The following is a 26,617-nucleotide window of genomic DNA, read 5'->3' as shown; positions in this document are numbered from 1 at the left end:
AATAATTAATATAACGAAAAAAGAGTGAGATAGAACTTTAATTTCAGTTCTTTATCTCACCCCTGGCATAGATCTTACATGATCTGATGCACTTAAGTTATTATCAATACATATTAATCTAGAATAAATGATTGGAACCAGGGCTCCGTTAACTTAGCTATATTTACTCACACAGATATAATTAACGTCTAGATCCTTTACCACCACGTCTTGATTCTGTTTGACGTTTAATAGAAGTCAATTTGTCTTCACTGTCTTTTAAGAAATTACTTAATTTCTTTTCAAAATCTTCTGCTTTTTGTTGAGGTGGTTTATTTTGATTAGATTTGTGATGTGGACGACGAGGACGATCTTTCGCTTTTTTAATTGAGAGACTGATTTTACCATCCTCTGCAATAGATAAAACTTTTACCTCCACTTCATCTCCAACTGATAAATGATCTTCTACATTTTCAACATAATTATCAGCAACTTCACTAATATGAACTAAGCCACTTTTACCTTCAGGTAATTCTACAAACGCACCAAATTTTTTGATACCTGTCACTTTACCTTTTAGCTTGTTTCCTACTTCGATTGACATATTCTAAATAAATCCTCCCGATAATGTTTCAATTTTAACCTTATTATATTCCTGTTTTAAAATTTACACAATGCTATAAAACGATTATTTTAAATTAAGCGTTTTACTTTAATTTTTAAAGTTGAGTACTCTTTTTAATTATTACTAGAGGATTTAGAATTAGACGATGATTTATCATTAGGCAATTTAAAAATAATTTCTCCATTGTTACTTAAATAATAGTCATCTCGAGCAACTTTCTCTATATAATCTTTATCGTTAAGATTATTAAGCTCTTCTTTTAATGCTATTTCCTCATCTTGTTTTTTCTGAAATTGTTCTTCTTTCTGCTTTCGTTCTATTGTTGCTTGATTGTTACTTTGTTTTTGGAAGACAAGCATGATAGATAGAATAATAATAATCGCTAATAATAATCCTCCAAAAACTGTTACTCTTCGACGAACGACACGCATTCGTTTTTGTTGACGTTGTTTCTTTCGATTTCGTTCTGAAGTATATTGATTATCAATATGTTCTACCTTTTTACTCATAACTTGTCACCTCCTTTAAACGTTTCAATCATAGACTACACTTCTTCAGATTGTGTAGATGGTTGAACTCGTTCTTCTTTAATCAGTTCATACATATTTTTAGCATTTTCTTTTGATGCGTGTTCACTTAATCCAGTTACTTTAACCGTCACACTTTTTTGTCCAAAACGAATGACTAATTCGTCTTCCACTTTTACATCTGTGCCAGCTTTAGCTACATTACCATTAATTGTTACACGTCCTTGATCGCTAATTTCTTTCGCAAGTGTACGACGTTTTACAAGTCTTGATACTTTTAAATATTTATCTAATCTCATTTATCATTCTCCCCTTGTTGTAAATAATTTTTAAGGGTTTCTTCATTAAAATCCTTATTTTTGGTTTTATCATACAATGTCATAAAATGGTCTGCAAACACTTTCTCAAATTTCACACGAGGTATTTTACCTTCTTTTGCTTTTGCATCCTTCCAGACATCATTTAAATCTTCTATTGTTTCAACTGTTTTATCTCCGAATATGTGAGGATGTCGACGAATCATTTTAGCATTTAAGCTTTCAATCACTTCTTTAATATCCATATATCCTTCTTTTTTACCAATACTCGCATGGAGTAGCACTTGTAATAAGATATCTCCGAGTTCTTCAATCATATGCCAATCATCTTCATTATCTATTGCTTCAAACAATTCAAATGTTTCTTCTAATAAATAACGTTTAAGTGATTCATGCGTTTGCACACGATCCCATGGACAGCCTTTTTCATCATCCACTAGATGGTCAATAATATAAACTGCAAAATCAAAATCAGTATACATATCTTCATCACGCGTTATTTTAGGCACAAATACACTTGTTAGATTGTTAAACATATCCTCATTATGATCTAACTCAAATAACGGTACTTCTAATACTTTAGCGCCTTGACTATTAGCGCCCGTAACTATCTTCACTTTAAAATCGTCTGGATAACGTTCCATTAATGTGAGTTTAACATCTGCTGCAATCATCGCACTATATACTTGTGTAATGAGAGTATGTGTTCGAATATTTAATGTGTTTTCTTTCAAAATAGTGCCATCTAATAATGTAAATCCATCATTAGGATCTTCGTCGATTGCAACAAATATATCATCTATAAAACTTTTCCCACCTAAAATCTTTACATGTATATCATCATTATTTTTATTGTAATCAAGTAATTTAGCAGTAGTCGTTTCAGCTACACGTGGATGTCCAGGCACTACGTAAACAGTATCTTGTATACGCGTTTCTTCTATTAAAGTTTCAACAATATGTTGATACACTGCTTCAAATTGATCATACTTTTCGTACACGTCATCAAAGCTTTTAAATTCAATGTCACTTTTTAAATCTTTAATAACAGGATGTTCGAGTGTCCTTGCATATACACTCTGTTGCTGTTTTAAAAAGCGATAGACACCTAAAGGTAAATCATCCATACTATGATTACCTATACCAACAATGGTAAGGGTATGCGTCATATCTATCTTCCTTTCTTTATGCGATATAGTTTATCGCCGAATGGTAAATGTTTTAATTCTTTATATCCTAAAATATTCATATACATAACAAGTAATAGGAATATGAGACCCCCTATTCCTACTATAATTAACAACTCAATTAGACTGCCTAAACGGCCTACAGGAGGTAATAGCATTCGCAACCCCTGTATGACTACTGACATTATAATGAGCGCACTCATCAATTTAACAATAAACGCGCGCATGTGATTAAAACGATAATATTTAACGACCTCATAATGTAAAATAGTAACAAATATTATTAGCGAAAGCACTGTGCTTATACTTGCGCCTAAAATTCCCATAAAGTAAATGAAAATCACATTAAAGATAATCTTAAATAGTAGTCCTGACATCACACCAATAAAAATAGATCGAATTTGATTCATCACTTGTAAAAGTGCGATGTCCATCATGATAAGCGATACACCAATTACAGTAAGCGTATAAATACTAAGCGTGAAGCTTAATTGGTCTGTTTTGAAAAATACATGGTTCATCATCGGTAGTATATTAATAAGACCTATACCTGCTGCTACACTAATGAGTAGTGTAATTTTTAAAGATGCATTTGTATAACGATTCATAAGAACTTGATTATGATCAGAAATGGCATCTGTAAGTAATGGAATTAGGACAAAGCTAAATGTAGTAGTCACTATTAAACCTATTTGAATAAATGAAGCGCCTCTATCATAGATTCCTTTTTGCATAATAGCTTCTCTAAATCCTAAACCATATGTTTGTAGCATATGAACGACTGTAAAACTATCTATAAATTGCCATAAAATAACTAATAATTGACTTAATGCAAATACGAGGGTCGCAAGTATTAGCTGTTTCCAAGGAATAGGATATGAATGCTGGTTTAATTGTAATCGAAAAGGTCTTGTTGCTAATAAATATAGACTAGAACCTAAAAAGCCAAGAGCTGAAGCTAATATTGCAAGTGCTCCAGCTTGATAAATGGTCCACTCTTTAAACATAAACATTAAAATAGCTATGATAATAACACATACACGAATACATTGTTCTATTACTTGTGAAATAGCTGGGATATTCATTTGTTGTCTACTTTGATAAAAGCCTCTAATCACACCCAGAATTCCTATAAACAAATAGCTAAGACTTGCCATTTTTAACATTGGTGCTAAATGAGCATCTCCCATTAATAGTGCTAATGGATGAGATAATACTAAAATCACACTAAAAATAATAAGACCTATCATTTGAAATCTTAGAAGTGTTTTTGAAAATACTTCAGTTCCACTGTGACTTCCAAATACTTGAGTGACAGCACTAGGAATTGCATTCATTGATAGTATCATACCTAGCGCTACAATAGGATAAATTTGTTGATAAGCATATAATCCAGAGTCACCTAAAATATTTTGATATGGAACTCGATAAATTGCACTTAATACTTTAACAATGACTAAAGCAAGCGTTAAAATCACTACGCCATTAAATGCTGAATGTTGTCGTGAATTCTTAGAAGAAGATGTAACTTCAGATGACGATTTATAATTCGTACTCAAGTTCCATACTTCCTTCAAGACATTTTACTAAGAATTTTAAGTTGTCTAACCACTGTTTAGATTTTGTTAGAGTAATATGCATTTTACCTTCTTTAACACCCAACTTCATTGTTCGTCCTAAAGGTTGGGTTTGTTTAAATAATTCTTCACCATTTATCTGTTCTGTACCTTTAGTTGAAAGGAATACTTCAATTTGTTTTCCTTTGTCTTTAATCAATGTCACGCCTGCATGTAAAGCGTGTATTTTAATCTCTACCATTTCTAATAAACGTTCTACTTCTACAGGATAATCATTGAAGCGATCAAGTAATTCATCTTTCACATCAAAAAGCTGTTCTTCATTTTCAACTTTACGCAATTTCTTATAAATTTCTATTTTAGCTTGTTCATTTTGAATATACTCTGCTGGTAAATAAGCGTCTAAGTGTAATTCCATTTCAACATCTGGTGCATCAGGCGCTTCTTCTGTAATACCACGTTTTTCGTTTACCGCTTCTTCTAACATTTGAGAATACAAATCAAAACCTACTGAATCAATGAATCCATGTTGTTGCTTACCTAATAAATTACCAGCTCCACGTATATTTAAATCACGCATGGCAATTTTAAATCCTGAACCTAATTCAGTGAATTCTTTAATCGCTTGTAAACGTTCTTCAGCTGTTTCTGTTAATACTTTATTAGCAGAATGTAAGAAGTAAGCATATCCAATACGACTTGAACGTCCTACTCTACCACGTAATTGATAAAGTTGACTTAAACCAAAACGATCCGCTTCTTCTATGATTAATGTGTTCGCATTAGGAACATCGACACCTGTTTCTATAATGGTTGTTGTAACTAAAATGTCGTACTCTCCATTAATAAAACTCAACATGGTTTCTTCCAAATCTCGCTCTGTCATCTGTCCATGAGCAACAGCAATATTTGCTTCTGGCATCAACATTTGTAACTGTTCACGCTTTTCATAAATAGACTGTACTTTATTGTAAAGGTAGAACACTTGTCCATCGCGAGAAAGTTCACGTTCTAAAGCCTCTTTAATAAAATTACTATTTTGCTCTAATACATAGGTTTGTACAGGGAAGCGGTTTTCTGGAGGCGTTTCGATGACAGATAAGTCACGTACGCCAAGCATGCTCATATGCAATGTTCTTGGAATTGGCGTAGCTGTAAGTGTCAATACATCTACATTTGTTTTCAATGTTTTAATACGTTCTTTATGACGTACGCCAAAACGTTGTTCTTCATCGACAATAAGTAATCCCAAATCTTTATATTGAATGTCTTTACTCAATAGTTTATGTGTTCCAACAACGATATCAACGTATCCAGATTTCAGACCTTCTTTAGTCTCTCTAACTTCTTTAGCAGTACGGAATCGACTAATCAACTGAATTTCTACTGGGAAATCTTGCATCCGTTCAATTAATGTTTCGTAGTGTTGTTGCGCTAGAATCGTTGTAGGCACTAAAAAGGCAACTTGCTTGCCTTCCATGACAGCTTTAAAGGCCGCGCGTACAGCAACTTCAGTTTTTCCGTAACCCACATCTCCACATAATAAGCGATCCATTGGACGTTCTTTTTCCATATCTTCTTTAATTTCCTCAATAGATTTAGCTTGATCTGGTGTAAGTTCATATGGGAAATCCATTTCGAAATCATGTTGCTCAGCCGTATCTTCACCATATTGATAACCTACTGACATTTCTCGTTCTTTGTATAGTGCAATAAGTTCATCTGCGATATCTTCAACACTTTGTTGTACTTTGGCTTTCGTTTTTTTCCATTCTGAGCCGCCTAGTTTATTTAATTTAGGCGATTTATCTTCTGAAGCAACATATTTTTGTACTTGATCCATTTGATCAACAGGTACAAAAAGTTGATCGGTTCCTTTATATTGTAATTTAATATAATCTCTATGGACGTCTCCAACTTCTAGTGTTTCAACACCTAAATAACGTCCTACACCATGGTGCACATGGACAACATAATCTCCAACATTTAAATCTTGATAAGATTTAATTTTTTCAGCATTAGAAATTGTTTTAGTCCGTTTTCGTTGTTTTTTCTGTTTTGTTTTAAATAATTCTCGTTCCGTAATTACAACAAGTTGCATATAAGGTAGTTCGAAACCTTCTGATAGGCTACCTTCTGTTACAATTGCTTGTCCACTTTCAATCTCTGAGTGAATATTTGTAACAGTAGGAATATGCATTTCATTAAGCGTCGATTGAATACGCTCAACTTTCGTTTCAGTTTCTACAAGTACTACAATAGTGTAATTATTGCTTACATAACGTTGAAATTCTGAACGCATAATGTCATATTGTCCATAAAATTGTTGCACTGGCTTACATGAAAATTTAATAATATGTTGCAACTTCACTGGCATAGAGGATGTGAATAATGTGAAATATGTGACTGGATAATGATTGATTAACGTTTCAAACCCATCATATTCCATAAATGACTGTCCAATAAACCCGTTACCACTTTCAATTAAATTCTGGATAAAATCATCTACTTCAGTAGTCAATGTCTTTTCAGTTTCTTTAATACGATTATATTCATCAACTACTACAATGGCATCTTTTTGGAAATAATCGATTAGTGTAGAAGGTGTGTCATACATAAAAGCAACTAGACGGCGAAGTAATTGATGATCAAAGAAAGTGGATTCAAATAATTTAAAACTTTCATATGTTTCTTTCAAATCATTTCGTACAGATTTATCAATTTTAGGACGTGTTTGTTCATATGCTTTTTGTAATTCTGTTTGAAGATGATTAATCACATCTTCTGTAATAATATAATCACTCGCTGTAGTGATATCTACCTTTTCAACATTATCATTTGAACGTTGTGTTTCTACATCAAAGTCTCGAATCGAGTCGACTTCAGTGTCAAACAATTCAATTCTAACTGGTTGACCGATAAGGGGGTAAATATCAATGATGCCGCCTCGTAGAGAAAACTCACCAATGTGAGAAACGACACTCTCACGTCGATATCCCATGTTTACTAGTTTATTTAAAAATTCATCCACATCGATATCATCGCCAACTTCTAAAGTCATTTGATGATGTTTCCACAATTCTACTGGAGTTAACCATTTTTTCAAACCATTTAAAGGAACGATAAATAACCCTTTCTTATCATGAGATAATGCCGTTAAAGTTCTAACACGTTCACTCATAAGTTGTGGGCTTTGAGTTGAAAATTCTTCTGTCATAATATCTTGGACTGGATATTTATAAACTTCAGAATGATCAATGTATTGCAATATATCAGTTTCTAATTTATCTGCTTGATATAAATTATTTGTGATTAATAGCATTTGCTTATCATCATTCAAGTATTTTTCAGCAATAATGGTTGCTTTGGCTGAGGGAGATAAACCTGTAACTAAAATATTTTGGTTGCCAAAGACTTCGTCAAGTTCCTGGAATCGTTTGTCATTTTGAATATAGTCAGAAATAATCGTTCTCAATTGACTTCTCCATTATATTCATTCATAACATGATCGAAACGAGACGTCTCAATAAATGCTTCCACTGCTTGTGCAACATGTTCAATTACTTTTTCCATTGTCATCATTTCTTCATTAGAAAATTTTTGTAATACATAATCTGGAACTGACATACCATTCGTTGGTCTCCCTACTCCAATACGAATACGCTTAAATTGATCTGTACCTAAATGTTTAATAATCGATTTCATTCCATTATGTCCACCTGCACTTCCTTTTTGACGTAGACGAATATGCCCTTGAGATAAATCCATATCATCGTATAAAACGATTAAATCTTCAACTTCTACATTATAGTAATCCATTAAAGGTCCTACAGCTTCTCCTGATAAATTCATCATAGTCATTGGCTCGATAAATAGCACTTTATCCCCATTTAAACGTTCAATAGTATAAGCGCCTTTGAATTTTTGTTTATCTAATGTAAATTGATTTTTATCTAAAATATAGTCAATCACTTCAAAGCCAATATTGTGTCTTGTTAGTTCAAAACGTTTACCTATATTACCAAGACCCACAATACATTTCATACGTTGCAACCTCCATTGTGTTCATCTTTTTGATTGAATTGAACATTTAATTTAATATGTGTCGATTACTCCTTATTTTATAATATTACTCAATATAATACAAAAAGAGAGTAGGAAAGAAATTCAATGATTTCGTAACCCACTCTTTTATAAGTTATCAAACTTCAACTTTTATTTTAACATTCATTTTTTAAATGTCCGATATACATAAGAAAAAGCCTTCTACATATGAAAATGTATCAGGCTCTTTCTATCAATTTAATTAAAGACATTCTCACTTAAAGTGATACATAGTCATCAACGAATTATTCTTCGTCTTTACTTTCTTCGTCTTCTTTGTCTTCACCAGCTACTTCAGGTTCTTCAGTTGCTGATTCACCTTCCATTGCTTCAATTTCTTCTTCAGAAGGTTCATCAGTTGGAGGAACTACTGTAACAACAGATTCTTCTGGATCGTTTTCAATTGTGAAATCACCAGATACTTTAATATCCGCAACTGAATAGCTATCATTTATTTGTAAATCAGTGATATCTACTTCAATTGATTCTGGGATATTTTCTGGAGTTGCTGTAATTTGTAAATCAAATAATGGTTGTTCAACTACGCCGCCTTCTTTAGCGCCAACTGCTTCACCAACTAATTGAACTGGTACATCAACAGTACGTTCTTCAGTCATGTTAATAGCTAAGAAGTCGATATGAGTAATTTGGTTTTTAAGTGGATCAAATTGATAATCTGATACCATAACTTTAATTGTTTTAGAACCAACGCCTAAATCAATAACACCGTTACGTCCAACTTCACGGATGACTTTGATGAATTCAACTTCATCTACTTTAACTGAAGTGTTTTTAGTACCATAACCATAAACAACAGCAGGTACTTTACCTGTATTACGTAATTTTTTAAGGTCAGAACGAGTTTGTTTACCTTGACGAATGATTGACTTTAATGAAGCCATTCATATTTCCACCTTTCATTTTCAAGTTGAAACAATAATAATATATTGTCTTAACTTCTCCTCACTTGCCCATCAATTTAAACATTGCTTGCAAGTGTTTATTTATTCGTTAAATCACGAACGAATAAATTATACATGGTTAAAAATAATAAGTCAAATTCATTTGTAAATTTTAGTCAAATAATACACTTACTGACTCACGTTCATATACACGAACAATAGCTTGTGCTATTAAACCAGCTACAGATAATTCTTTGATGTTTGATGGTTTTTGACTATCATCAAGTAAGATTGAATTTGTAACAATAAGTTCTTTAATCGCTGAATTTTCAATACGTTCTTTTGCAGGACCTGAAAGTACAGGATGTGTACAACAAGCATATACATCTTTCGCACCTTTATCTTTTAATGCTTGAGCAGCTAAAGTAATTGTTCCTGCCGTATCAATAATGTCATCGATAATAATAGCTGTACGTCCTTCAATTTCACCAACGATGTTCATCACTTCTGCCACATTTGGTTTAGGACGACGTTTATCAATAATAGCAATCGGAGTTTTTAAAATGTCTGCTAATTTACGTGCGCGTGTTACCCCGCCATGATCAGGAGATACAACAACACATTCTTCTGGGTTGATGTTAGGATCATTTTCAAAATATTGTCCAATAATCGGTACGCCCATTAAGTGATCGATTGGAATATCGAAGAAACCTTGAATTTGTGGTGCATGTAAGTCTAAAGCAATCATACGATTTGCACCAGCAGTTTCAATTAAATTTGCTACTAATTTTGCAGTAATTGGTTCACGACTACGTGCTTTTCTATCTTGGCGCGCATAACCATAATAAGGAACAACAATATTGATATTTGCTGCAGAGGCACGTTTACATGCGTCAATCATAATTAATAATTCCATTAAATGTAAGTTAACTGGATAAGATGTCGGTTGAATGATAAATACATCACAACCACGAATACTTTCTTCAATATTAATTTGAATTTCACCGTCACTGAAACGTTTAACAGAACATTTCCCTAATTCGATTCCTACACGATCAGCAACCTCTTGTGCTAATGGTTCATTTCCCTTTAAAGAAAAAATCTTTAAAGACGAATTTTTGTACTCATTATTTAACATTTATAGTCCTCCAATTTTTTACTTAGACAATACTATTATATAAAAATTATATCATTTTTACTATATTCCACTAAAAACTGACCAATAATATGTTTATTACGTATCATTCAACTTAGCATAATAGTAATACATTCAAAATTTTATATTTATATATATTCATTTATTCCCTTTAACAGAAAAATGACACAGTCTTTTTGTTCTTATATTAATCTTTATTTTTTATTGTAACCTTCTTTGGTTACTTGACGTGCACGTGCTAATGCTAAGCTTTCTTTAGGAATGTCATCTGTAATCGTTGATCCTGCTGCGATTAAAGCACCATCTCCTACTGTTACAGGGGCAATCAAATTCGTGTTACAACCAATGAAAGCGTCTTTTCCAATGACTGTTTTAAATTTATTGACTCCATCATAATTAACAGTGATTGAACCACAACCAATATTTGTACGTTCACCAACTTCCGCATCGCCAATATAACTTAAGTGTGATACTTTTGCACCATCTTTTAATTCTGCTTTCTTAACTTCTACAAAGTTACCCACTTTAACTTCAGCGCCTAGATTTGAACCAGGTCTTAATTGAGCAAACGGACCAACTTTTGTCTTATTTCCTACACTAGAATCATTGATGACTGATTGTATAATATTAACTTTATTGCCAATACGACTGTTGTTAATTTCTGAATATTGGCCAACGTGTGTATCTTCACCAATGAATGTTTTTCCATTGATACGTACGCCTGGTTCAATAACAGTATCTATACCTATCTCTACATCTGGACCTATAAATGTAGTGATAGGATCAATGATTGTAACTCCATTTCTCATATGATGATGATTAATACGATGTTGCAACGCTTTTTCAGCATGACTTAACATGATTCGATCATTTACACCCATAATTTCATCAAAGTCATCAGTATGATACACTTCTGCTTTGCCATTATCTTCTAAAATTAAAGTAACGACGTTGGGTAAATAATATTCACCCTGTGCATTATCATTTTTAACTTGTTTAAGTTTTTCGAATAACGTTTTATTATCAAATGCAAATATACCTGAGCTGATTTCATTGATGTCTTTTTGAGCATTTGTTGCATCTTTTTCTTCTACAATGCGATTAAGGTGATGATTTTGATCACGTACGATTCGCCCATACCCGAAAGGCGTCTGAGTTGTAGCCGATAAAACAGTGACTTGTGCTTGTGTTTCTTCATGGTGTGTAATTAAACGTTGTAAAGTTTCTGAAGTAATAAGTGGTGTATCTCCACATACCACTAATGTTGTACCTTCTTGAGTATGTAAATGTTCTTCTGCCATTTTAACAGCATGTGCAGTTCCTAATTGTTCATTTTGATAACTATATAATGACTGATTACCTAATGTATCTTTTACTTGTTCTGCTCCGTGACCTACAATAGTGACGATTTGATTTACGCCTGCTTTTTTAACATTTGTCAGTACATGTTCAACCATTGGTTTACCAGCAACCTCATGTAACACTTTATATTTCTTTGATTTCATTCGTGTTCCTTTTCCAGCTGCTAATATGATTGCATTTCTTTGCATGAATAATAATCCTCCAATAAAATTTGCACTTCACAAGTAATTATAATTTAACTTAACTTATAGTTTCAAGATTTAACAAATTTTGTAAACAGAGTTTAATTATTTGCATCATTCATTTAATTTTCAAAAAATATCGATAAAACAATAAAAATAGGCACGAAACAAAATTCAAGTTTGAATTTAAAGTTTCGTGCCCACGTCATTTAGCTTACATAATTAATAAAATAAGCATTATCAAAAATATGATTTGCTTTTTGTTATTTTAAGCTTCGTCTGATTCTTTTGTTACGTCTGATGAAGCATTTTTATCTGGAATCACTTCGTCAGTTTCATCATATACTTTCATCACAGCATCCTGTATTTCTTGTCTCATTTCTGAATTGATTGGATGTGCGATATCGCGGAATTCACCATCTGGTGTACGTTTGCTTGGCATAGCAACGAAAAGACCTGAGTTGCCTTCGATTACGCGTAAATCATGAATTACAAAAGCTTCGTCTAATGTGATAGAAACGAGTGCTTTCATTCTGCCATCTGTTTGTATTTTTCTAAGTCTTACATCTGTCACTTTCATGCAGTGAGCCCCCCTAGTATATATATCTTTGTGTGGTTAGAAGCATGACAATGTGTTAATTAAGTAAATTATATTCCTTTAACTTTACCTACTAATTCAATTTCAACTTTAACGTCTTTTGGTAAGCGAGACACTTCTACGCAACTTCGCGCAGGTTGATGCTCATTAAAGTAGCTACCATAAACTTCATTAATTTGTTGAAATTCATTCATATCAGAAATAAAAATGGTTGCTTTTACAACAGAGTTTAAATCAGAACCTGCTTCTTCAAGTACAACAGATAAATTTTCTAATACTTGTTTTGTTTGTTCTTTGACATCGCTACTTACGATGTTTCCTTCAGTATCTAATGGAATTTGTCCTGATGTGAATACTAAATTATTCACGACCATTGCATGAGAATATGGTCCTAACGCTTCAGGTGCTTTATTAGTATTAATTGTTTTCATGGTGTATAACTCCTTTTAAGAAAATTTAGACAAGATATTACCAGGTTCAACTTTAAATTCTTGATTATATTCGTCAACATCTGATAATTTGACTAAAGAAGTATAATCCTCAATCAATCTTTGTTTTACTTCTTTTGATTCTACTAGTACAGATACCCCTTTCACCTCTGCTTTAAACTCATTCATAAGATTCATTACACCATTTATTGAACCGCCTGCTCTCATAAAGTCATCTACAACTAACACATTTGAGTTTTCGGCTAATGTGCGTTTCGATAAGACCATCGTTTCAATTTTTCTTGATGAGCCTGAAACATAGTTAATGGAAACCGTAGAACCTTCAGTAACTTTATTGTCTTTTCTAATAACTACTACAGGTAAATTTAATACGTTTGCTACTGCATTGGCAAGTGATATCCCTTTCGTTGCGATCGTCACTACTGCATCTAGTTTCTCATCCATGTAAATACTAGCAATGAGTTTCCCTACTTTATTAAGTAATGATGGGTTCCCAACTAAATCCGATAAAAATAAATATCCACCTGGTAATAAGCGCTCTTTTTCTTGTAGCATCGTAATGATTTCTTCTATAATTTCGATTGCTTCTTCTTTGCTCATCATTGGTTTATAGGTTACACCGCCGCTTGCGCCAGCTGTTGTAATTACAGTTCCTAATTTTTCTTTTTGGAACGTATTTTTGATGATTTGAACGTCTTCACTAATCGATGACTTTGCTTGTTTAAATTTTTTCACGAAAAAAGTTAATGGAATTAACTGATTTGGATGGTTCATTAAATATTGTGTCATAAAGACAATACGTTCACTTCTTTTATACCTCATAAGTTCCAGCCTTTCTATCCTAATAATCTTACTAAATACACTTCGTTACAACAGCCATTTACAGCATTATATACCTTCTTTGCTTGGCTCTCCTTTTGAGCGAATGCATATACAGTAGGTCCACTCCCACTCATTAGTGCTCCATCAGCACCACAACGCAACATATTATTTTTAATTTTTTTAATTTCTGGATACATGGACATAGAAACGGTTTCTAAACGATTAGATAAACTCTTACACAATTTCATATAATCCCCCTGTCTAATCGCTTCTTCACACATTTCTGTATGTACATCATAATCATCTTTCAAATTAAGTTCTTTAAAAATATCTGGAGAAGATATTCCAAGATTAGGTTTTGCTAATACCACCCATGTAGAAGGAGGCTTGTCTAGAAATTTAATTTTTTCGCCTCTCCCTTTACATATAGCAGTTTTATTATAGATGCAAAATGGAACATCTGTCCCAATTTGAAGGCCTAATTGGCTTAGTGTTTCTAAAGATGCGCCTAATTCATATAAACGATTAATTCCTCGCATCGTAGCAGCAGCATCAGCTGATCCCCCAGCTAATCCAGCAGAAACCGGAATATCTTTATCAATCGAAATCGTGACGCCTTGTTTAAGTTGATATGTTTCCATCATCAGTTTAGCTGCTTGGTAGGCGAGATTTTTATGATCATTAGTAACATAGTTATGTTCTATATCTACAACAATTTTATTATCATTTCTTTTCTGAAAAGACAATCTATCATTCAGATCTACTGTTGTCATTATCATAGCAATTTCATGGTAACCATCATTTCTTTTGAAAAGTGTATCGAGCGTCAAATTAATTTTGGCTGGTGCCGTTTCATATATCATTTTTCCGCCCTCTCTTCATCAATAGTATTAAAATGATTTTAACATAAAGACTTAAAATATTTGATAGTTACATTATAAATTATAATTAAAAGTTAATAAATTAGGAGATAAATGATCTTAATTTCAACTGCAAATCTTGATTTATTTAAATTATTATTTTATTAAAAGTGATTAAGAATTAAAAAGAGTGTTGAACTTAAACAGCCCAACACCCAATATGTTTTTAATGATAGAGTTTGTAGTACACTAAACAACTCTATATTTATATGTTCGAATTTAGTGTGCAACTACTTCTTGATGATTATCCTCTTCAAATGAAACTTGTACGTTCTCTGTAAGAACATCCGTATATGTATACGACACTCTTTCAAAATTATGCTTATCTTGATCTAATTCAACAATAAATACTGAAGGATATGTCTCTTTTAACACTCCACAACGTTCGATTGTTTTTTTTCGACCACCGTTGGCTTTAAGTACAATACGATTTCCTAAATGACAATCAATAGAATTTTTGATGTCCAAAATTGATTTTGGCATATTGCTCCACCTCGCTACAGATTACATAATATCACATTTCGAAGTAATATGTCAAATAAAATTTAAATTTTATCAAGGTAATGACACTTTGTCAATAATTTAATTTTCTAATTCTGGGAAATTTTTCTTTTCTTCATACAATCGTGCAAAATCTTGTATAGAAAGGGTTTCTCCACGACGTTTAGGATCAATATTTGCATTTTCTAACCATTGATGAATTTGTGATTTATATTTTTTACCATCTTTAAAGAAATTCTGATAGTTATTATTAATCGTTTTACGTCTTTGAGCAAAAGCAGCTTTTGCAAGTTTAAAGAAAGCTTGTTCATCATCTACTGAAACAAGAGGCTTCTCTCTTTGCATCAATTTTACAACAATCGAGTCAACATTTGGTGGCGGCATAAACACTGATTTAGGGACAGTGAGTACTTTACTCGTTTCTGTATAGTATTGAGTCACAATAGATAAAGAACCATATGCTTTTGTACCTACTTCTGCATTTAAACGCTCTCCAACTTCTTTTTGCATCATCACTACATAACCATCAATGGGGATATCTTGTTGCATTAAATTAAGTAAAATCGGAGTCGTAATATAGTAGGGTAAATTCGCTACTACCATAATTTTATCGCAGTCATTTAAATACATGTTCACAGCGGTAGCTATATCAGCTTTTAATATATCTTCATTTATAATTGTTACATTGTCATAGGGATGAAGTGTTTCTTTTAAAACTGGAATTAAACGTTGATCGATTTCAAATGACAACACTTTTTTAGCACTTTTAGCGAGTTGCTCTGTTAATGATCCCATACCAGGACCCACTTCAATTATGCCTGTCGACTTATCAATATGACTTGCATCAATAATTTTATGAATAATATTAACATCTACTAAGAAATTTTGACCTAAGCTTTTCTTAAAATTAAAGTCAAATTGATTTAATAGTTCTTTTGTTCTAGAAGGTGTAGCTATATCTTTTCTATCCATCTTTACTTATTCTCCTTATCCATTGATAATGCACGTCGTACGTCTTCTTCAGTATAACCAAAAGCATTTAATTTTTTTAGTAATTGTTTGCCATTAGAATGTCCAATATGCAATTTACGTCCAAGTATTTCTCTCTTACGTCTCGCATCTTTACCAATAATTAAACCTAAATCAATTAATACACTTTTATCTATCGACTCTTCTCCTTCTTCAAAAGGAGAACTCACATGCATTAAGGCTGTCTTTATATCGTCAGGGTGTGTATGTTCTATCCCAATTTTTCCACGATTATTTTTCGCTCTTTCACGATCGACATAGGCATGTTTAACTCCCGGTACGTGTTCAGTAATAATATTTCTAATTCTATCACCTGGAAAGTCAGGATCAGTTAATACAATCACGCCTCTTGTTTCTTGAGCATTCTGAATCACTGCCAACGTTTCTCTATTAATGGCACTTCCATTTGTTTCAATCGTATCACATTCCACAGCTGTCTTAACTCGTTCTGTGTCATCTCTGCCTTCGACAACGATAAATTCATTTATTCTCATATTCATTTACCATTACCTTTCACTTAATCTCATTTCTATTATAACGGTTATACTATAAAAAAATGAGAAAGATGCACATATTATCGTCATTCACTATTAGATAGCATTACGATAGATGATGTTTTACATCTTTCTCATACTGAGGATTATTAATTTAAATTAAATAATCTTTCTGCATTTTCTGTAGTTTGACGGCATACCTCTTCGTATGTCATATCACGTAAATCTGCAATTTGTTGTGCAACAAGCGTGACACGTTCAGGTTCATTACGTTTTCCTCTATAAGGATGTGGAGATAAATAAGGTGCATCTGTTTCAACTAATAAACGATCCATTGGAACATGTTTAGCGACCTCTTTAGGCTGTTTTGCATTTTTGAATGTGACTGGTCCGCCTAATGAAACATAGAAATTAAGTTTATTAATAACGACATCTGCAATTTCAGGTGATGCACTAAAACTATGCATAATACCTCCAACTTCTTCTGCATGTTCTTCCATTAAAATATCTACACAATCTTGAGTTGCTTCACGATTATGAATGACAATAGGTAACTTAACGCGTTTAGCTAAAGCAATTTGCTTTCTAAACACTTCTTTTTGAACATCAGCTGGAGATTTATCCCAATGATAATCTAATCCCATTTCTCCAATACCGATAATTTTAGGATGCTGAGCTAATGATTCAATCCATTCTAAACGCTCTTCAGTAAAATCTATTGCATCTACAGGATGCCAACCGATAATACCATAAATAAAGTCATATTCATCAATAAGTTCCATAGTACGTTCAATTGTCTTAGTATCAAATCCTACGACAAACATACGGTCAACGCCCGCTTCTCTTGCACGAGATATCACTTCACTTAAATCTTCATCATATTGTTCGTCATTTAAATGAACATGTGTATCTATTAACATTTTATCTCTCCTAACGGCTATATTTATTTTATAATTGCACCATTTGGAATTGCACTCGGTAAGCTTACTAACGTTAATACTTTATCTTTTTCAGCTGATAATATCATACCTTCAGATTTGTGCCCCATTAATTTTGCTGGCTTTAGGTTAGTTACAACAGCCACTTTTTTGCCAATAATATCTTCTGAACGATAGAATTTCGCAATACCTGAAACAATCTGACGTTGTTCTGCTCCTAAATCAACTTGTATTTTTAATAATTTATCTGATTTCGGTACATTTTCTGCATCAATAACAGTTGCAGCTTTAATTTCAACTTTATCAAAATCTTTAATATCAATTTGCGATTTACTTGGTACTTCTTCTTTATCATCTTCACTAGATTTAGGTGGTTGCATTGATTCTTTAATAAATGCAATTTCATCCTCTGAATCTAATCTTGGGAAGATTGGAGAAGGTTTTTCAGTAACCATAATTGGTTCTTGTAATGCACCATAATGCTCTAAACTTGATAATTCGTATAAATCTGAATTATTAATATTCAATTGTTTAAAAATTTCTTTAGGCGCATGTGTTAAGAATGGACGCAATAATACAGTTGCAAAACGAATATTTTCAACTAAGTGTGCCATTACATTTCCTAACATATCTTTTTGACTTTCATCTTTAGCTAAAACCCATGGAGTGGTTTCATCGATGTACTTATTTGTTCGACTTATTAACTTCCAAACTGTAGATAATGCTACTGAGAATTGGAAACTTTCCATATTGTCATGGAAATTCTTCACAGTTTCAAGTGCTAATGCTTCCATATCTTCATCCAATTCATGTTTTGGTCCTTGGTATGCAGGGAGCTCTCCTTGGAAATATTTATTAATCATAGAAATCGTACGGTTAACTAAGTTACCTAAATCATTTGCTAAGTCGAAATTAGTACGTTCAACAAATGCCTCCGGAGTAAATACTCCGTCAGATCCGAATGGTAATTCACGCATTAAGTAATAGCGTGTAGCATCTAAGCCATAACGATCAATGAGAACATTAGGATCTACTACATTACCTTTAGATTTACTCATTTTTCCATCTTTCATTAAAATCCATCCGTGCGCGAATACTTTTTTCGGTAAAGGTAAATCAAGAGCCATAAGTAAGATAGGCCAAATAATAGAATGGAAACGAACAATTTCTTTTGCCATTAAGTGTACATCTGCTGGCCAATATTTTTGGAATAATGAATCATCATCTGATAAATATCCAAGAGAAGAAATATAGTTTACTAAAGCATCAATCCATACATAAACTACATGTTTAGGGTTAGATGGAACTCTTACCCCCCAATCAAATGACGTACGTGAAACTGCTAAGTCTTCTAATCCTGGTTTAATAAAGTTATTAATCATTTCATTTTTTCTAGATGGAGGTTGAATAAAATCAGGATTCGCATCGTAAAATTCTAATAAACGATCTGTATATTTATTAATATTAAAGAAATAACTTTCTTCTTTAACTAATTCAACTTCATGTCCAGAATCTGGACTTTTACCGCCTGCGATTTTACCATTTTCGTAAACAGGGTCTACAAGTTGAGATTCAGTATAATACGTTTCATCAGGAACAGAATACCATCCCTCATATTCACCAAGATAAATATCACCTTGTTTTAATAAACGTTCAAATACTTTTTCTACCACTTGTTTATGACGTTCTTCTGTAGTTCTAATAAAATCATCATTTGAGATTTCCAATTTAGCCCATAAGCGTTTGATTCCAGCAATCATTTCATCTAAATACTCTAATTCTGTTTTTCCTGCTTTTTGCGCTTTTTCTTGGATTTTCTGACCATGTTCGTCTGTACCTGTAAGGTAACGAACATCATATCCTTGCATGCGTTTATATCGTGCAATTACATCACCAGCAACTGTAGAATATGCGTGACCAATATGCAGATTACCACTAGGATAATAAATAGGGGTTGTAATATAAAATGTTTCTTTCGCCATCAGTAGTCCTCCCTTTCGTTCATGTCTTAATGACTAGTTCACTTTAAATTTTATCTAAATTTTTAATTATTTTCTAATGAATGTTTAATATAACGTTTGTCATAAAACAGCTATCTTATTCATTATAACCCATATAGAATATACATTATCGTATCTTATTAACATTACCATAAATTAATATTTTATGGTATTTTTCTATCACTATGATACAAGATTTTATCAATTTTACGATTTAATATTATGATAAATATCATAAATCTCACTTGTTTTCATCTGTCGTTCTTCTGCTACTACTTTTATTGCTTTCTTAGGTTTTAAATTTTGAGTCTCAATATAATGATTAACATGATCTATAATCGTTACATCTTCAAACCATTGTTTTGTTTCTTGAGCTTTGGCACCCTCAATTAAAATCACAAATTCTCCCTTTTGTGGAATCTCTTGATTTTCAATCGCTTCTAATAATTGTGATACTTCAAGCATAACAATTTGTTCAAATTTTTTAGTAAGTTCACGACCTACTGCTACACGTCTTTTTGAATCTACTTTAATAATCGCTTTTAGGGTATCAATCACTCTAAATGGAGACTCATAGATAATTAAAGTACTATCTTGATACATTCGTTGAGATAAAATATTCACTTTTTCCTTTTCTTTTCGTGGCAAGAAGCCTAAAAAAGTATATGTAAATGAAGGTAAACCACTTGCCATTAGTGCAGTTAATCCTGCATTAGGTCCTGGAATGGTTTCTACAGCAATGTTATGTTTATGTGCTTCAACAACAAGTTCATATCCTGGATCGCTAATTAACGGCAACCCTGCATCTGATACAAGCGCAATATTATTTTCTTCTTTAAGTAATTGAATTAAATAATCTGTCTGCTGTTCTTTATTATGTTCATGATATGATTTTAATAGAGTGGTAATATCATAGTGGTTACATAACTTTTTAGTTACTCTCGTATCTTCACATGCAATGATATCTACTTGTTTTAATGTTTCAATTGCTCGAAATGTAATGTCACCTAAATTACCTATAGGTGTCCCTACTAAGTATAAAGTTGCCATATTACCCCTCCTCAATCAATTTTAATTTTCTTTGTCTTGTAAATGTCTTAATTTCATATTCTCTGCGTAAAGCTTCTGATTTTGTGTCGTACATTTCTTGATATACTAACACTACCGGACGTCTTATTTTTGTATATTTAGCGCCTTTCCCAGCATTGTGTTTATTGATACGTACCTCAATATTATTAGTATACCCGGTGTATAAACTGTTATCACTGCAACGTACGATATATACAAAGTGATTACCCATAATAAACCTCTTTCATTTGCTCACTATATTCACCATTTTCATTATAAATATAAAATGGTGGTGCAATCTCTAGTCCTTGATTACCATTTTTTCTTCCTTCAACAACAATAGTGACTGCTGATTTACCATGCTTACTATAAATAAATACAATACGTTTAGGTTCAATATTAGCTTGTCTCATTTCAGTTAATACATCCATAAGTCGTTCAGCACGATGAATCATAACTAGACGTCCACCCTGTTTTAATAAATGTCGTGCTGCAAACATGCAATCTTCTAAACTACACATAATTTCATGTCGTGCTATTTTATGTGCTTCTTTTTGGTGTTGATGAAGTTGATTGCGTTTAAAGTAAGGTGGGTTACAGGTTATTAATGTAAACTGAGAGGGTTTAAACGTTTGATACACATCTTTTAAATCCATATTATGCATAGATAAACGCTCTTCTAATTGATTATATTTAAAGCTTCGTTGAGCCATGTCTGCCAACTGTTCTTGGATTTCAATACTTTCTATTTTTTGATGACTTTTTGCAGCTAATAATAAAGCAATAACACCATTTCCGGCACACAAGTCTAGAATGCTATCATTTTTTCGTACTTTAGTAAAATGTGCTAATAAAAGTGCATCAGTAGAAAAAGAAAACACCTCATCATTTTGAATGATCTTTAAGTTCTCCTTAATTAAATCATCTAATCTTTCTTGTTCCTTCAACATATATGTTATCTCCTAAAAAAGAGATGTATCACAACACAAAATCCGAAATTTTATTGTGTTGAAATTCATCTCTCCTAAAAATTAAGATTATACCATCCACTTATCATTCTTCGTTATGGATTTAACTATTTAAAACATTCATGCATAATAAACAATCTTCACCATAACGATGTTTACCAAATAATTCACCATTACAAATATGAAAACCTTCACTATACAAAACAGCTAAATTGTCTTTACTTGGTAAAGGTTTTTTTACATTTTTAATTGCACTTTTAAAGTCATTTTCATTTGATTTTTTATTATGTGGACTTTCACTATTGGCTTTTGTTGATTCAACATCTTGTTCACTTTTAGCCATTAGCGCTTTTAAATTATCGTTCTCTACTTGTAACGTTACATTTTCTTCTATCAATTGAATAGCTAAAGATTTAAGTTCAGTCATCTCTTGAGTTAATACATTAACGTTACTTTCTAATTTTACGATTTTTTCGAATAAATCATTGCGATTCAAAAGAAAGACACTCTCCTTAATTAAATGTAGCTAATTCCTCCATTTTATATTCTAAAGGTTGCTCTAAACCATCAATCTTCACTTGCATCGAAATATCTAATATATTTAATCCTACAACTTTTCCAGTACCTTCCGGTGTATGAATTTCATCGCCTACATCTGGTAATTGTGCACGAGCTTCTTCATAATAATCATTTTCATATTTAAGACAACACATTAAACGTCCACATGCACCAGAAATCTTAGTTGGATTTAATGATAAATTTTGATCTTTTGCCATTTTGATAGATACCGGTTGAAAATCTCCTAAAAATGTTGAACAACATAATGAACGTCCACATGGTCCAATTCCACCTAGTAGTTTTGCTTCATCACGAACGCCAATTTGTCTAAGTTCAATACGTGTTCTTAAATTTTGAGCTAATACTTTCACTAACTTTCTAAAATCGATACGATCATCAGCAGTAAAATTAAAAATGACTTTCGATTTATCTAAAGTATACTCACAATTCACTAAGCGCATATCTAAGTCTTGATCTTTCACTAACTGTTTACATAAAATTAGTGCTTGCTCTGCATCTTTTTCATTTTGTTTGTATTGTTGTATATCTTCTTCAGTTGCAATACGTAGAATATCTTTTAACGGTAATGTCACATCTTCATCATTTACACATTTTGAAGTCAACTTTACTATACCTATTTCAATGCCTCGCTTAGATTCAACTACAACCCAATCTTCACTATCTAATTTTAAATCATTCGGTGCATAATATTCCAATTTACCTGCTTTTTGAAATTGCACACCTACTACATTTGGCATTTAACTCACACCTTTAATTACGATTTGTTCAAATACGAGCATCGGATTCACATTCTGTATCAATTTTTTATGTGCTTCTATAATTTGATCATACATTAATATCATTTGATTAAGTGTTAATCGTGTTATGTATTCCTTAATGAGTGGTTTAAGATCAGTAAAAATGAAATTATCCTCAATCCCGACTTTAGCATGCATCATATCTTCAAAAAAAGCATTGATAACAGACAAAGTAAGAAGTTGTAGTTTTCGATTTTTAGCATTTTTTAACACATCAATCACACTAATCAAGGCCATTGGTTTATTTGTTAATAATAATTCACACCAATGAACGATTACTTTTCTTAATTCAATTAAATCATACTCTTCATTAAGGTCTTTGGCTACCTCAATTTGTGTCGTATATGAACTTAACATTTCAGCAATAGCTCGATTAATACCATTATCGACAAGTTTATCGATAAAATGCGATGTGTCACTTGGTTTAAAATACATATGTTGACATCTAGAGTGAATCGTATTTAATATTTGTTCTGGTTTAGTAGAAATTAAAATTGCAATAGTATTTTCTGGAGGTTCCTCTAAAAATTTTAAGATACTATTTTCACCTTGAACAGTTAACTTTTCAAAGTCCTCTATGATATAAACTTTATATGTACCTTCAATAGGTAATTGGTTCATTTGGCGTACAAGTTGTTCAATTTGTTCTTTTTTTATAGTAGATTCTTCAGAGGATATATATGTAAAATCAGGATGATTAAAATTACGCAATTTCAATTCACATTGTTCATTTCCATTACAAAGAATAAGTTGTGCAAATTCCATCGCTACATGTTTCATTGATTGTGCATCATCACCTTCAAACAAATAGGCATGTGATAATTTATTCGAATGAAAAGCATTAGTTAATTTTTGTAATTCCTCCATATTTGCATACTCCCTATTCATCGTTCATTTTAAAATTATATCATTAAATTTTTCAGTCGCATTTATCATTCAGCAATTAATTATAATGTATATGATAAAGAGCCGATAACATAAAAATATGTTTCAGGCTCTTTGAAAATTATCTTTTAAAACTTTATTTAATTTTAAATTAAGTTTAGAATCTGTGGAATTTTTCTACTGGCATTACAAATACTGTAGCGCCTCCAACTTCAACTTCAACAGGATAAGGTATGTAAGAGTCTGCACTACCACCCATTGGCGTCATTGGTGAAACAAGTTGATCTCTATTACCACACGTATTATCAATGACGGTTAACGCTTCATCAACACGTTCATCATCTACACCACATAAGAATGTTGTATTTCCTGCTCTTAAGAATCCACCAGTTGTTGCTAGTTTAGTAGCTCTAAAATTATTTTTTACGAGTTGGTCTGAAAGTTCTTGACTATCTTGATCTTGAACGATCGCTATAATCATTTTCATTTTAATACACCTCTCCATATTATTATATCATAAGTTTTTTAAGTAACTTAAAATGATCTCATACGTATCACTTATGACGCTTTCGATGCTTTGTGTAGCATCAACTACTTTAAAACGCTCAGGATTAGTTTTAATTAATGTTTTATACCCCTCAATTACTTTTTGATGAAAAGTTAGTGTTTCTTTGTCTAATCGATTCTGACTTCTTTGATTTTTTAGTATTCGTTCTCTCCCCACTTCAGCATCAATATCAAGATAAATTGTTAAGTCTGGATAAAGTCCATTAATTGCAAATTCATTTATTTTTTTAACTTCTTCTATACCTATACCCCGTGCATACCCTTGATATGCTAAAGAACTGTCAATATATCGATCACATAAGACTACTTTATTATTTTTTAAAGCGGGTATCACTTTTTCAACCAAATGTTCTCTTCTAGATGCTGCAAATAACAATGCTTCTGTACGTATATCAATATTTTCACCATCTAGTAAGATATTACGTATTTCTTCCCCCGTAGATACTCCACCTGGTTCTCGAGTAGAAATAACATTATAATTTTCAGATAACAACTTATTAATCTGATTTAACACTGTAGTTTTCCCAGAACCTTCAGGCCCTTCAAATGTTATAAATGCAGCCATATTATTCATCCTTAATTAATATTTTATCGTTTTTAATACCTTCAACACGTATACTATGTGAAAGATAATATTGCATCAATTTTATCATATTTTTAGTCACTTTTTCTCCTTTCCAAAACACAGGAATTCCAGGAGGATAAGGCACAATATGTTGTGCTAATACTTTATGTTGTGCTTTATTAATATTTATCCAATATGCATGATTAATATGTTTTGATACATAAACACTTTTTTCTAGCGGCAATAAAACCGGCTCTAGCTTTACTTTTGCTTTTTTAGGTAATTGTATAGTTTTTATTCTATGCAGTAATGTTTCGAAAGGATATCTATCATTAAAATGCCATAATGGTAAGACAATGAGTATTTGATAATCATCAGCTAATTCAATATAAATATGATTCTTTTCAAAATAACGTTGTACTTCAAAACCCGTATGCCCATTTGCTCGAACAATAAGCTTTAATGGATCCTCGACTTCAATAACTTCAAAATGCTGTTGTCTTAACGTTTCAATAAATTGTTTTCTTTTTTCAAAAAAGAGACTACTGTCATAGGAATTATAAAATTGATGCGCTAGTTCAATGCTCGACATTACCAAATAAGATGGACTAGAAGTTTGAAAAATACCTAAATATTTAATAACTTCATCTTTCAAAGGTGCATTTTTATGAATAAATAATACTGATCCCATAGTAAGTGTAGGCAAAGTTTTGTGATACGATTGAACAACATAGTCAGCTTCTGATTCTAAAGCTGATTTAGGAAAGTGTTTCAAATTAAAATGGGCACCATGAGCCTCATCAATTAAAACGGGTATATTGTAATCATGAAATTGTTTAACACACTGATTGATATCAAAGCATTCTCCATAATAATTTGGATAAGTAACTACAGCGAGTTTTTGATGTCGTAACATTTTAGTATCTATCAAAGGTGCTAAATACTGGTAACTTTTATCACTTCTATACATAGGCAAAATATCTGCAGATTGTTGAGTTAAATCTAAAGCATTAAAAACTGATTTATGTACATTACGGCTAATTAAATAACGACCTTTTATATGAGCAAATGCTTGTATAACTGATAAAATGCCTGCAGTTGTACCATTAACTAAATAATAAGCATCATAATTGGGATGCTTATTTACACCATTCATACTTTCTAAAATAGTATCTTCTGGATGATGTAAATCATCTAGACCCGTAATTTCAGTCATATCCATTTTCAAAGATAATGCATCTAAATAACCGATAGTCATATTTTTATGTCCTGGAACATGTAATGAGATAGCATGATGATGAATTAAATCATCAAGTTTTTGAGTGATAGGTAATTTCAATTAAGTCCTCTCCTCATATACCTTATATACCTTTAAATATCTCCTATTTTAATAGATAATTTAAAAAAATAAAAGAAACGCTAAAATTTCTGTTGCTTGATTTCTTCTCGATTCATTAGCTCCAAACACTTTCTATAAATTTCGACATAAAAAAAGAGACCTCACGGTCTCAATATCGGC

At 32.0% G+C, this 26,617-nt stretch carries 28 protein-coding genes; all 28 read right to left on the bottom strand.

The features are described from left to right. Positions 1–181: 181 nt before the first annotated feature. The 28 genes from HMPREF2953_RS00140 to HMPREF2953_RS00005 all read right to left on the bottom strand — a co-directional run bounded on the left by HMPREF2953_RS00140 (position 182) and on the right by HMPREF2953_RS00005 (position 26,437). A complete protein-coding gene (locus HMPREF2953_RS00140; RefSeq protein WP_002449946.1) occupies positions 182–583 on the bottom strand; it encodes a S1 domain-containing RNA-binding protein in 402 nt (133 codons plus the stop codon). Between the two features lie 134 nt (positions 584–717). Beyond that, entirely contained in the window at positions 718–1,113 is a 396-nt protein-coding gene (gene divIC, locus HMPREF2953_RS00135; protein ID WP_002449948.1) for a cell division protein DivIC, read from the bottom strand. 35 nt (positions 1,114–1,148) lie between these two features. Continuing rightward, positions 1,149–1,430, bottom strand: a complete 282-nt coding sequence (locus HMPREF2953_RS00130; protein WP_070671214.1) for an RNA-binding S4 domain-containing protein — start codon at positions 1,428–1,430, stop codon at positions 1,149–1,151. Then, on the bottom strand, positions 1,427–2,617 hold the full coding sequence (locus HMPREF2953_RS00125; protein ID WP_002488161.1) for a MazG nucleotide pyrophosphohydrolase domain-containing protein: 1,191 nt from the start codon (positions 2,615–2,617) through the stop codon (positions 1,427–1,429). The genes HMPREF2953_RS00130 and HMPREF2953_RS00125 overlap by 4 nt, the downstream gene beginning before the upstream one ends. Positions 2,618–2,619: 2 nt before the next feature. Continuing rightward, positions 2,620–4,194 (bottom strand): polysaccharide biosynthesis protein, encoded by a 1,575-nt coding sequence (locus HMPREF2953_RS00120; RefSeq protein ID WP_070671212.1) that lies wholly within the window; start codon positions 4,192–4,194, stop codon positions 2,620–2,622. Then, positions 4,178–7,687 (bottom strand): transcription-repair coupling factor, encoded by a 3,510-nt coding sequence (gene mfd / locus HMPREF2953_RS00115; RefSeq protein ID WP_070671210.1) that lies wholly within the window; start codon positions 7,685–7,687, stop codon positions 4,178–4,180. The genes HMPREF2953_RS00120 and mfd overlap by 17 nt, the downstream gene beginning before the upstream one ends. Beyond that, positions 7,684–8,256 carry an aminoacyl-tRNA hydrolase gene (gene pth / locus HMPREF2953_RS00110; protein ID WP_049334921.1) on the bottom strand — a complete coding sequence of 191 codons (573 nt, stop codon included), beginning with the start codon at positions 8,254–8,256 and terminating at the stop codon, positions 7,684–7,686. The genes mfd and pth overlap by 4 nt, the downstream gene beginning before the upstream one ends. 305 nt (positions 8,257–8,561) lie before the next feature. Beyond that, positions 8,562–9,218: a 50S ribosomal protein L25/general stress protein Ctc gene (locus HMPREF2953_RS00105; protein WP_049334922.1), complete on the bottom strand. Its 657-nt coding sequence runs from the start codon at positions 9,216–9,218 to the stop codon at positions 8,562–8,564. 172 nt (positions 9,219–9,390) lie between these two features. Further along, positions 9,391–10,356, bottom strand: coding sequence for a ribose-phosphate diphosphokinase (locus tag HMPREF2953_RS00100; protein ID WP_002449951.1), 966 nt, complete (start codon positions 10,354–10,356; stop codon positions 9,391–9,393). A 212-nt stretch (positions 10,357–10,568) separates the two neighbouring features. Beyond that, the gene (gene glmU / locus HMPREF2953_RS00095; RefSeq protein ID WP_070671208.1) at positions 10,569–11,924 is read right to left on the bottom strand and encodes a bifunctional UDP-N-acetylglucosamine diphosphorylase/glucosamine-1-phosphate N-acetyltransferase GlmU; all 1,356 of its coding nucleotides are present in this window, start codon (positions 11,922–11,924) and stop codon (positions 10,569–10,571) included. Between the two features lie 262 nt (positions 11,925–12,186). Next, positions 12,187–12,498 (bottom strand): septation regulator SpoVG, encoded by a 312-nt coding sequence (gene spoVG, locus HMPREF2953_RS00090; protein WP_070671207.1) that lies wholly within the window; start codon positions 12,496–12,498, stop codon positions 12,187–12,189. A gap of 68 nt (positions 12,499–12,566) precedes the next feature. Then, entirely contained in the window at positions 12,567–12,947 is a 381-nt protein-coding gene (locus HMPREF2953_RS00085; RefSeq protein WP_002449962.1) for a RidA family protein, read from the bottom strand. Between the two features lie 15 nt (positions 12,948–12,962). Further along, positions 12,963–13,787 (bottom strand): pur operon repressor, encoded by an 825-nt coding sequence (purR, locus tag HMPREF2953_RS00080; RefSeq protein ID WP_002449943.1) that lies wholly within the window; start codon positions 13,785–13,787, stop codon positions 12,963–12,965. 14 nt (positions 13,788–13,801) lie between these two features. Then, positions 13,802–14,650, bottom strand: a complete 849-nt coding sequence (gene ispE / locus HMPREF2953_RS00075) for a 4-(cytidine 5'-diphospho)-2-C-methyl-D-erythritol kinase (RefSeq protein WP_070671205.1) — start codon at positions 14,648–14,650, stop codon at positions 13,802–13,804. A gap of 276 nt (positions 14,651–14,926) precedes the next feature. Further along, a complete protein-coding gene (gene veg / locus HMPREF2953_RS00070) occupies positions 14,927–15,190 on the bottom strand; it encodes a biofilm formation stimulator Veg (protein ID WP_002449940.1) in 264 nt (87 codons plus the stop codon). Positions 15,191–15,289: 99 nt separating this feature from the next. Beyond that, positions 15,290–16,180 (bottom strand): 16S rRNA (adenine(1518)-N(6)/adenine(1519)-N(6))-dimethyltransferase RsmA, encoded by an 891-nt coding sequence (rsmA, locus tag HMPREF2953_RS00065; protein ID WP_002455845.1) that lies wholly within the window; start codon positions 16,178–16,180, stop codon positions 15,290–15,292. Positions 16,181–16,182: 2 nt separating this feature from the next. After that, positions 16,183–16,731, bottom strand: coding sequence for a ribonuclease M5 (rnmV, locus tag HMPREF2953_RS00060; RefSeq protein ID WP_037555729.1), 549 nt, complete (start codon positions 16,729–16,731; stop codon positions 16,183–16,185). Positions 16,732–16,880: 149 nt separating this feature from the next. Further along, positions 16,881–17,651, bottom strand: coding sequence for a TatD family hydrolase (locus HMPREF2953_RS00055; protein ID WP_002449955.1), 771 nt, complete (start codon positions 17,649–17,651; stop codon positions 16,881–16,883). 23 nt (positions 17,652–17,674) lie between these two features. After that, positions 17,675–19,651 (bottom strand): methionine--tRNA ligase, encoded by a 1,977-nt coding sequence (metG, locus tag HMPREF2953_RS00050; protein WP_002449967.1) that lies wholly within the window; start codon positions 19,649–19,651, stop codon positions 17,675–17,677. A 225-nt stretch (positions 19,652–19,876) separates the two neighbouring features. After that, positions 19,877–20,719: a 16S rRNA (cytidine(1402)-2'-O)-methyltransferase gene (gene rsmI, locus HMPREF2953_RS00045; RefSeq protein ID WP_002455848.1), complete on the bottom strand. Its 843-nt coding sequence runs from the start codon at positions 20,717–20,719 to the stop codon at positions 19,877–19,879. A 1-nt stretch (position 20,720) separates the two neighbouring features. Continuing rightward, entirely contained in the window at positions 20,721–20,969 is a 249-nt protein-coding gene (locus HMPREF2953_RS00040) for a GIY-YIG nuclease family protein (RefSeq protein WP_002488157.1), read from the bottom strand. Then, complete coding sequence (locus HMPREF2953_RS00035) at positions 20,962–21,687, bottom strand: tRNA1(Val) (adenine(37)-N6)-methyltransferase (RefSeq protein ID WP_070671203.1); 726 nt, start codon at positions 21,685–21,687, stop codon at positions 20,962–20,964. Before HMPREF2953_RS00035 ends, HMPREF2953_RS00040 begins: the two co-directional genes overlap by 8 nt. A gap of 121 nt (positions 21,688–21,808) precedes the next feature. Beyond that, complete coding sequence (gene yabA / locus HMPREF2953_RS00030; RefSeq protein WP_002455850.1) at positions 21,809–22,201, bottom strand: DNA replication initiation control protein YabA; 393 nt, start codon at positions 22,199–22,201, stop codon at positions 21,809–21,811. Between the two features lie 16 nt (positions 22,202–22,217). Then, on the bottom strand, positions 22,218–23,021 hold the full coding sequence (locus HMPREF2953_RS00025) for a PSP1 domain-containing protein (RefSeq protein ID WP_049334927.1): 804 nt from the start codon (positions 23,019–23,021) through the stop codon (positions 22,218–22,220). Further along, a complete protein-coding gene (locus HMPREF2953_RS00020; protein ID WP_070671201.1) occupies positions 23,022–23,948 on the bottom strand; it encodes a DNA polymerase III subunit delta' C-terminal domain-containing protein in 927 nt (308 codons plus the stop codon). Positions 23,949–24,123: 175 nt separating this feature from the next. Beyond that, on the bottom strand, positions 24,124–24,453 hold the full coding sequence (locus HMPREF2953_RS00015) for a cyclic-di-AMP receptor (RefSeq protein ID WP_002455851.1): 330 nt from the start codon (positions 24,451–24,453) through the stop codon (positions 24,124–24,126). 27 nt (positions 24,454–24,480) lie between these two features. Beyond that, a complete protein-coding gene (tmk, locus tag HMPREF2953_RS00010) occupies positions 24,481–25,098 on the bottom strand; it encodes a dTMP kinase (protein WP_002488165.1) in 618 nt (205 codons plus the stop codon). Between the two features lies 1 nt (position 25,099). Further along, a complete protein-coding gene (locus HMPREF2953_RS00005; protein WP_070671196.1) occupies positions 25,100–26,437 on the bottom strand; it encodes an aminotransferase class V-fold PLP-dependent enzyme in 1,338 nt (445 codons plus the stop codon). Positions 26,438–26,617 lie beyond the last annotated feature (180 nt).

Source organism: Staphylococcus sp. HMSC072E01 (assembly GCF_001814125.1).
Lineage (GTDB): Bacteria > Bacillota > Bacilli > Staphylococcales > Staphylococcaceae > Staphylococcus > Staphylococcus hominis.
The sequence above is the reverse complement of the archived record's forward strand: the minus strand, read 5'-3'. Positions and strand labels throughout refer to the sequence as shown.